At 41.3% G+C, this 8,444-nt stretch carries 5 protein-coding genes and 1 pseudogene; 4 read left to right on the top strand and 2 right to left on the bottom strand.

The window, feature by feature from the left end; genetic code table 11:
* The first annotated feature begins 316 nt into the window (after positions 1–316).
* From BIV59_RS18760 to BIV59_RS18775, 4 genes are all read left to right on the top strand, one after another.
* Entirely contained in the window at positions 317–862 is a 546-nt protein-coding gene (locus BIV59_RS18760; RefSeq protein WP_071352986.1) for a signal peptidase I, read from the top strand.
* Positions 863–927: 65 nt separating this feature from the next.
* Complete coding sequence (locus BIV59_RS18765) at positions 928–1,677, top strand: TasA family protein (RefSeq protein ID WP_071352987.1); 750 nt, start codon at positions 928–930, stop codon at positions 1,675–1,677.
* 248 nt (positions 1,678–1,925) lie between these two features.
* Entirely contained in the window at positions 1,926–3,143 is a 1,218-nt protein-coding gene (locus tag BIV59_RS18770; protein ID WP_071352988.1) for a right-handed parallel beta-helix repeat-containing protein, read from the top strand.
* A 213-nt stretch (positions 3,144–3,356) separates the two neighbouring features.
* Positions 3,357–5,204, top strand: coding sequence for a S8 family serine peptidase (locus tag BIV59_RS18775; RefSeq protein WP_071352989.1), 1,848 nt, complete (start codon positions 3,357–3,359; stop codon positions 5,202–5,204).
* Positions 5,205–5,249: 45 nt separating this feature from the next.
* Here the strand turns inward: BIV59_RS18775 and BIV59_RS18780 are convergent, their stop codons facing one another.
* Positions 5,250–8,048, bottom strand: a complete 2,799-nt coding sequence (locus BIV59_RS18780) for a bifunctional 2',3'-cyclic-nucleotide 2'-phosphodiesterase/3'-nucleotidase (protein ID WP_071352990.1) — start codon at positions 8,046–8,048, stop codon at positions 5,250–5,252.
* A gap of 214 nt (positions 8,049–8,262) precedes the next feature.
* Positions 8,263–8,444, bottom strand: a pseudogene (locus BIV59_RS23960) (hypothetical protein); the annotation flags it as partial.

Here is an 8,444-nt window from a genome sequence, read left to right on the forward strand (position 1 = left end):
AATAGTGGTAGCAGAGTTATTCAGCAAATTTCGACATAAATGAAGATACTTTCTCTTTATTTTTAGGAGATTTAAAGAGTTGTTATTGTAAAAAATTAGGAATTTTTCTTTCGTTTTTTCTTAATTGAGAACATGCCACGCTTGTTTTCTGGGACAAAAGTCTCTGGAGGAGTGAAAATGGTAAAAATACTGTATGAATTTTGTAGATTTCCGTCGAATAAAAATAAATTATTTTTTTACATTGACTATACTGCGAAAGTTTAGTAGATTTGTCATATAAAGTTGTTCTTTATTAAGTACAAAACGGGGTGATATATTGAACAGGAAGATTGTTAAAATCATATTTTCGTTGTTTATGACAGCTGCTATCCTCTGTATTGGTTTTCTTGTTTTTGCCACACACCAGGCCCAGGGAAATCCGGATAAGATTCCATCATTTGGGGGGTATAAGCCATTTACCGTTCTTACTAACAGTATGCAGCCGAAGATTAGCGCAGGAGATATGATTTTTGTGGAAGAGAAGAAAGCCGCCAACATTAAAAAGGGTGACATCATCACCTTTAAAATATCAGATGGAAAGCTCATCACACACCGGGTTGTTTCAGTAACAAAGCAAGGTTTCATGACTAAAGGAGACAACAATAACGTAAGAGACAAGTGGCTTGTTAAACCGGAGAATATAATAGGGACTGCTGCTGTGATTGTACCGAAAGCAGGTAATATCGCAAAGTTTCTCGCAAGTCCAGCCGGATTTTCCATCTTCATTATCCTTCCGCTGCTGCTCCTTGTATTGATTGAAGTGTATCAGAGAATTTTAAAGGCCTTGAACAGAAAAGAAGATCCTGCTGTTACAGAGTCCTAAAATTCAATTCTTATTGGTTTCACTTAAATGCAATTATAAATACTATTTTCAGGAGGAATGGTTTAATGAAGAATATTAAAAAGGCGTTAATTGCAACATCCATGGCAGGAGCTGTATTGGTAAGTGCAGGTTACGGCACATATTCCTGGTTTACATCTGAAACACAAGCAAGCGGAACAATCCAGGATGGCACATTGTCTGTGAATGATGGTAAGTCTATTACGACTAAGTTGTTTGAGGAAAAAAATCTGGCGCCTTCTGAATACGTATCAGGGAATCCTATAACCCTTGATAATACAGGAACCCTTGATCAGGTGCTGAAGCTTACATACTCTGCATCCGTAGATAAAGCTTCGGCTGCACCTTTCAAAATTTACTACATTGCCTTTAAATATAAGAGCAAGCCAAACGGAAATGTTATGAAAGATTGGCAAAATGAGTGGGAAAAAGGCTTCTTTAAAGGAAACCATAATCCGGCACCGTCACTAGCCAAATCATTAGCAGCCCCACCTGCATTGCCTGCTCTTCCTGCAGGAGTGGAAGCTGTAACAGGTGAACTATCTTCTGCAGATTTCCAGTCAATGGCCGCAGCTGCTTCCAACAAGGCAGCTGGAGATGGCAGCAAGCAATATACAATCGGGGATGACAAATTCTTCACTTTGAAATCTGACCAATTTATTGATATCATCTTTGATGTAAAGCTTGATGAAAATGCAGGAAACGAGTACCAGGCGGCTACTTATTCAGCTAAACTTACTGCGGAAGCAAAACAAACAGATGATGGCGCAAAATATGCCTCTGAAATAAAGAAATAAGAATGAAACAAAAAAACTGTGATGCAATTTATCACAGTTTTTTTGTTTTGCAGGCTTTTGAGTTTAAGATTCTCCAAGGAGTCACAATTTGCAAACGTATTCTTTTATATATATTAAAGGTTAAATTCCCCTTATGTATAATAACCAATATTGTATAATAAAGTAAATGTTTCATTTTACTGGATAGAAAGTAAGCCAAATGCATCCATGAATGAAAATCAGATACATAGATAAGGAGATTTTATTTTATGCAAAAGAAATATTTCGCACCGCTGCTGGCCTTCGTTTTGCTGATCGGATTGCTGGCCCCGTTTCCCGCCCATGCTGGCACTGCAGTTTACACTGTCACACCTGACAGTAAGCCTTATGATAAGAAAATGTTGCTGTTTAAGTCATATAACAAATATACAAAGCAGTATTATCTGCTCCGGTCTTATCTTGAACTCCTGGAGAAAAAGGGAGGGGGGACGCTGGTTCTTAAAAAAGGAACCTATACAATTACCAATACTCTTTATGTTCCGTCTAATGTCACAATCATGATGAAGGATGGTACCAGGGTGGTGAAGGGAGTCAATACGGGCACGAAAATATTTGGCCCATCAAAATCTCTCTTTCAGCTGATTCGTCCAACAAGGGCTGCGAAGTCTGGTGTGTACGGGGGATATAATGGAGAAAAGAATATCAGCTTTATCGGTGAAGGTGATGCTGTGATGGATTTGATGTATGTCCCGGACAGCCTGGCGATCATTATGGGTCACAATAAAAATCTGAATGTGAAAAATATCGGGTTTTATCATATGAATTCCGGCCACTTTATTGAAATGGATGCTTCGCAGAATGTAAGAGTGGAGAACTGCAGATTCATAGATTCGCTTCCATCTCTTAAGCAAAATAAAGAAGCCATTAATTTGGATACACCGGATCATGCTACATTAGGCTGGAGCCAGAAGTGGAGCAAGTTCGATAAAACGGCAAATGACACGGTATTTATCGAGAATAACCTGTTTCAGAATTTGGACAGGGCAGTCGGTACTCATAAGTATTCCGAGGGGATGCTCCATAAGCATGTCACAATCAGCAACAATACTATAGAAGGAACCCGTCTCGATTCCATCCGGGTGATGAACTGGTCCGATGCTTTGATTGAATATAATACCATTTCCGATGTGGCTGATGGTGTAAGCAAATATCGGGGAATGCTTGTGAGCGGTGCAAGCAATCCAGTGATTCAATACAATACATTTATCCGTGCAGGCAGGCCGATTCAATTTATCGTTCACCAAAACACTGGACCTGGCGAAGAATATGCCGAGATATATAATGAACTCTCGGACGAAAATTATACCGCTCTTGAAACAAATATTGTCATTGATACAAAGGAAAACTTCATCCGATACAATCCTTTTCTTAATGATTACAGCAAAGAAAACACCGTGCTCATTCCATGCATTGTGGAGGAAGAATAGAGTGAAAAGGCAGAGACCCTAGTGTTTCTGCCTTTTTTTCTTGTTAATCAAACGTTTGATTAAATTTTTTACTGTGCCGTTTTACATAATCATTACATCTATAATAGAATGAAGCTAGCAAATATTTATAAAGAATATTGGAAAACACAGATACATATTTTAGTATTGTGTGTTTTTGTGAGCGGAATGCCAATTACATAAAAGGAGAAATCTATGAAAAAATTAAATAGCTTAGCGGCGGTGCTGACAGCAGGTGCTATTTTGCTTTCGGCTCTCCCTGGTTCGGCCAAGGCGAATGAAGAGCAGGATCGCCGAAAAGCCAGTTTGTTCGGCGGAAGTGCCACGCAGGCAACATTATCCCAAAGCAGCAATGAAATTGTGGTGAAAACCAAAGTAAGTGCTTCCCAGTTAACTGAAAAGTTTGGTGTAAAGCTTTTATCCACACCTGAAGTGTTAAAGGAACAAGGGATTTTTGCTGTGAAGGTACCGAAATCTAAAAACTTCAAATCTGTTTTATCGGATATGAAGAATTCAAGCTCCATTACTTCTGCTGAGGTCAATATGAAGGGTGAAGGCAAAGGGTTTGGCTATACTCTGCCCAACGATCCGTATCTTAATAACCAATGGCATCTTTCTAAAATTGGCATGCCCGTCTTATGGAAGAATTATTCTTTAAAAAACAAAGTGAAGGTAGCGGTGGTAGACTCAGGAGTTGATGCCACGCAGCCTGATCTTTCAGGACAGCTGCTGAAGGGATATGACTTCCACAGTAAAGACAGTAACCCGAACGATACATTGGGACACGGTACGGCTGTGGCGGGTGTCATTGCAGCCAAAGCCAATAATGGACTAGGGGTAGCAGGTGTTAACCCGCTTGCGCAAATCATACCAATCAGGGTAACGGCAGCTGAGAGCTTTCAGCTCATCGATGCACTGGCAGGGCTTTCTTATGCGATCAAAAGCGGAGCCAGAGTCATTAATTTAAGCTATGGTTTTTCTGATCCGAGCAGTATAGAGTTTGACATCATCTATGAAGCATACAAAAAGGGCATAGTGGTTGTAGCGGCATCAGGAAATGATGGGAAGTCCGTCAATTATCCGGCTGGATATCCGACGGTCATAAGTGTCGGGTCAACCGGGAAAAATGATGCTGTTTCAAAGTTTTCAAGCTATGGTGCTGCACTTGATTTGGTAGCACCTGGAGAAAATATCGCCACCACCATGATGAATAAACGCTATGGCATAGGAACAGGCACCTCCTTTTCTGCACCGATTGTTACGGGTGTGGCTTCACTGATTTTATCAGCGGCACCAAACCTGAATCCCATAGAAGTGGAGTATCTGCTTGAAAAGGGAGCGGCGAAGCTCAGCAGCAGCAAAAACGGCTGGAGCACGAAAACTGGCTTCGGCAGGGTTGATGCAGCCAAGACGTTCCAGACAGATTTCCCGTCTATAAAAAATGATAGTGGCAATGTGCGCTCAAAGGCACGCAGAGTTGCGCTTAACAAAGCGTATAGTGACCGGTACGATTATTCAGGAGACAGCGACTGGTACAGCCTGAAGGTAACGAAGAATATGAAGGTAAGGGTGGATGTATCAGGTGTTACAAACATCGACAGTGATGTGTGGATGGATCAGTATGCAAACGGGAAATCGGTTTCTCCCATCCAATATGACCGGGCAAAAATAAGCGGCAAAGAATCTTTTACCCGCACACTAAAGCCTGGAACGTATTACTTTGAAGTTTATGACGCGAACAATCACTGGTCACAGCAGAATTACTCATTCAAGGTGACAGCCCTTGATACAACAGCTCCAAAAACTCCGATTGTTTATAAAGTAAAAAGCAGAGATTTGATAATCAAGGGGAAAGCGGAGAAAAACAGTTCTTTAGTGCTGAAAAAGGGGAGTACCGTACTGTCAAAAGGCACAGCCAGCAGTACAGGAACCTTTTCGGTGAAGTTAAAAACAAGGCAGGCAAAGGGAACGATTCTTTATCTGACCGCAGCAGATAAATCAGGAAACAGAAGCAAAGCAGCAAAAATTGTGATACAGCCATAACAAACAAACCCCCCGTCTCGCGAATAGAAACGGGGGTTTGCTGTATTATTTCTTAATAACCACTCTGTTAGGAATGGAGATGTTGCCGGCAGCATCCTTTGCTTTTACATAGATAGCATGTCCAGCTTTTTGTTTCTTGATTTTGATTGCATAGTTGCCTGTTTTGCTTGCTGTAGTCCAGCCGATCGTCTTATTGGAAGAACGGATGTACACATATGAACGAGGCTCTGCTTTACCGTATACAAGTGTAGAGCTTGATTTAAGCGGGTGTACACTTGGCGATTTTGGAGCCGTTTTGTCTTTTACAGTAACAGTAGCAGCCTTGCTCACGTTGCCGGCTTTATCTGCTGCTGTGACAGATAATACTGTGTTGGCTTGCTGTTTTTTAATATTAACAGAGAATTTGCCGTTTTTATCAGCATGAGCCCATCCGATTACGGTTTTTCCTGCTTTAACAATGACTTTGGAAGCAGCTTCTGCTTTACCTGTCACTTTTTTATCATGATCTGATACAGAGCTGACAGAAGGAGCTTTTGGTGCTGTTTTATCTTTTACAGTAACAGTTGTAGCCTTGCTCACGTTGCCGGCTTTATCTGTTGCAGTAACAGTTAACACTGTGTTTGCTTTTTGTGTCTTGATGGAAACAGAGAACTTGCCATTTTGATCAGCATTAGCCCATCCGACAAGCGTTTTTCCTGCTTTAACTGTGACTTTGGAATGAGCTTCTGCCTTTCCTGTCACATAACTATCATGGTCTGTTACCGGGCTGACAGAAGGAGCTTTTGGTGCTGTTGTATCGCCAGGTGCCGGTGCAGCTTCCTGAGGAGTGATGGAGTATGAACCCCATGTTCCTTTATCGTCTGTCAGTGGAGCAAGATACTTAATTGTTTTCGTTTGTGCAGCTGCTTTTTCTGCGTCTGGCGAAGATTTGAATGTAAGTGTAACGTCTTTATTGATTGTCTGGATCGACCAGTTGCTGTCTGCAGACGGATTGATTTTTCCTGCAGATGCTGAAATGTAATCCATTAAAACTTGGCGATTTTCATCTGGAGAGTCAACAACAATCTTGGCTTTTCCGCCAGCTAGTCCAGGGAAGTTTCCGCCGCCGCTTGCACGGTAGTTATTTGTTGCAACGATGAATTTCTGGGCTGGGTCTATCGCTTTTCCGTCAAGTGTAGTCAGGTTTTTGATGCGGTTTGCATCTGCATTTACTACTTTGCCTGATAAGTCATATTTAGCCGGCTGTGTTACATCGATTTGGTATTTCACGCCATCAATTACATCATAGTTGAATGGCTCAAAGCCATAATTGATCAGCACCTGCGGATCTTTTTTCGCTGGATCGATTTGGTTGAACTGTCCTGCAGACATTTCGAGCCATTCTTTCACTTGTGCGCCAGTCAGTTCGACTGCCTTTAAAGTGTTAGGATACAGATACAGGTCATTTGCACTTTTGATGGAAAGATCTCCAGCTGCAATGTTTGTGTAATCGCTTGGTCCCTGGCGTCCTGCCTTGAAAGGGGCACCAGCTGATAATATAGTTAAGCCCTTATATTCAGGAAGCTTTTTGTCGATGTAGTTTTTCACGTAAGCAATTTGTGCATTGTTCACGATTTGAATGGTAGGGTCATCCTGCACGCGTGCAAAATAGCTGTCCATTGCAGCGCTTGTTTCCCCGATTTTGCTTCTTACATAAGTAAGAGTGCCTTCGTGTGCTTCTTTAACTGCATCAACAATTGTTTGGTCAGCATCGGCTTTAGATACTTTAACGCCGTTCACAGTTGCCATGATTGGCCTGTTAACTGACTGGGAATCCTTCACTTTCCATTGTCCATTTTCATTTTCAAGCGTGATGTCCATGACTCCAAGGTTATTTCCCCAATATCCTGCTTCAAGGGAAGGGACTCCGTTGATAGTTCCCTTTGTTTGGTCAATGCCTGGCTTGCCTGCAAATTCCGTTGCTTCAGGGAATGTTACGTGCTTGTGGCCAAATAGAATTGCATCAATTCCGCTGACTTTGCTTAGGGAATACACAGCATTTTCCGCATCTTCAAGGCCTTCAGCCTGAACATCGCAGCCTGAGTGTGCAAGTGCAATGATAACCTGTGCTCCTTCAGCGCGCATTTTAGGAATGAACTTTTCAGCTGTTTTAACGATATCTTTTGTTTTTACTTTTCCGGCAAGGTTATCTTTATCCCAGTCCATGATCTGCGGTGGAACAAAGCCGATTACACCGACCTTGATCGTTTGTTCGTTGCCATTTTCATCTTTTACTTTTTTATCTAAAATTTTATATGGCTCAAATTCATTTACATCATTTGAATCATCATTATCGCCATCCACTTTATAGATGTTGGCATTTACATACGGGAAGTTGGCGCCTTTTTTTGCCTGATCCAAAAAGTCCAGGCCGTAGTTGAATTCATGATTTCCAAGAGAAGCGGCATCATAATTTAAAGTATTCATCGCTTTATATACAGGATGTACTTCACCGGGCTGAAGCTTCTTCACTTTTGCAACATAATCTGCCAAAGGGTTTCCCTGAAGCAAATCTCCGCTGTCAAACAGCATGGAGTTTTCAGGGTCTACTTCTTTTCTGGCTTCCTTAATCAGGGTAGCCGTTTTTGCCAATCCGAACTCAAGAGTCGGAGCATCTTTGTAATAGTCATATGGCATAACATTAGCGTGGATATCTGTTGTTTCAAGGATGCGAAGCTTTACTGGTGCCGGTGCTGCTGTTTCTCCTTCTGCGTTAGCTGATAGGGATCCGATTGGTGAAATCAATGTACCGAATAAAAATGCCGAGGCAGTTACTTTACTGAATCTAGACAGTTTTTTTGTCATTCTGGTATACACCTTTCCTTTTCCTAAAATTAAAAGCCAGTTTAGCGATGAAACCTAAATAAAAATACCAACTCCTTCTACCGATTACGACATATTGCGAGGCAATATATCAAAACAATACTCTTAATTATTACTAGGAAGAGAGAAGGAAATATATAGGTCTAAAGTACTATATTTATGAAAATTTTAATTTTGCAGATAAAATTATAATTTCTTAATATTTGCTCCTATTAAAGCTCCATTTGATTGCAGCAGAAAGCAGCAAACAATTTGCATGGCTAATTTTTAAACCTTTAATTAGCCTGTTTACGTAAACTTTGCTGCTATTGAACAGGGGGTTGATTTCCGCTCCAGGATGCTCGCTTTCCGCGGGGCGGGCGGTGAGCCTCCTCAGCT

The organism is Bacillus sp. MUM 13, from assembly GCF_001866725.1.
GTDB lineage: Bacteria > Bacillota > Bacilli > Bacillales > DSM-1321 > Peribacillus.

What these genes read in the sequence shown, in the direction of transcription:
- BIV59_RS18765 (WP_071352987.1), top strand. Translation starts at nt 928, where the DNA reads ATGAAGAATATTAAAAAGGCGTTAATTGCAACATCCATGGCAGGAGCT.
- BIV59_RS18770 (WP_071352988.1), top strand. Translation starts at nt 1,926, where the DNA reads ATGCAAAAGAAATATTTCGCACCGCTGCTGGCCTTCGTTTTGCTGATC.
- BIV59_RS18775 (WP_071352989.1), top strand. Translation starts at nt 3,357, where the DNA reads ATGAAAAAATTAAATAGCTTAGCGGCGGTGCTGACAGCAGGTGCTATT.
- BIV59_RS18780 (WP_071352990.1), bottom strand. Translation starts at nt 8,048, where the DNA reads ATGACAAAAAAACTGTCTAGATTCAGTAAAGTAACTGCCTCGGCATTT.